Origin of the sequence: Pseudomonas yangonensis (assembly GCF_009932725.1) — a bacterium.
GTDB lineage: Bacteria > Pseudomonadota > Gammaproteobacteria > Pseudomonadales > Pseudomonadaceae > Aquipseudomonas > Aquipseudomonas yangonensis.
Genome location: NZ_BLJU01000116.1, coordinates 1 through 695, shown reverse-complemented (window position 1 = coordinate 695; position 695 = coordinate 1). Strand labels below are relative to the sequence as shown.

Below are 695 nucleotides of genomic sequence, written 5' to 3'. Positions count from 1 at the left end.
GGCCAGCGGCAGGCCGAACAGCAGCTTCAGGGCGATGGCGGTGCCGATCACCTCGGCCAGGTCGCAGGCGATGATCGCCGTCTCGCGGGCCAGCCACAGCAGGCGGCAGGTGCTCGGCGGGTAGCGTTCGCGGCAGGCCTGGGCCAGGTCCAGGCCGCTGGCGATGCCCAGGCGCGCGGACAGCGCCTGCAGCAGCATCGCCATCAGGCTGGAGAGCAGGATTACCGAGAGCAGCAGGTAGCCCAGTTGCGCGCCGCCGGCGACGTCGGTGGCCCAGTTGCCCGGGTCCATGTAGCCCACCGCGACCAGGTAGCCGGGGCCGGCGAAGGCCAGCAGGCGGCGCCACCAGTGGCCGCCGCCGGGGACTTCGACCGGCTGGGCGCGACCGGGCTCGGCGGCCTGGGGGGCCGGGGTATCCTTCGCGGACATGCCGAAGCTCCTGCCGGACGCGTGCCGGCGCTGCGCGCGCCTTTCCCGGCGCGCCGTGGCGCGCGGGTTGGGCGAGCGGTTCAGGGGGCAGGAAGGAGGAAGTCGGTCAGGCCGAGGCCGCCAGTTGCCGGTGCAGGTCCAGCAGGTCGCTGGCGATCAGGTCCCAGTCCTGCTCGGCGGCGAGGTCCTGGGACTGGCCGGGGCCGTATTCCAGCGGCCGGGCGATGAACGCGGTCTTCAGGCCGAGGGCGCGCGCGGCCTTGAGG

The 695-nt window shown here is 74.4% G+C and carries 1 protein-coding gene and 1 pseudogene; both read right to left on the bottom strand.

Features of this window, described 5'->3' with window-relative positions:
- Positions 1–429 (bottom strand): Nramp family divalent metal transporter (locus tag GYB81_RS23750; RefSeq protein WP_178106606.1); only part of this gene is annotated, 429 nt, incomplete at its 3' end.
- Positions 430–535: 106 nt separating this feature from the next.
- Positions 536–695, bottom strand: a pseudogene (locus GYB81_RS23745) (haloacid dehalogenase type II); the annotation flags it as partial.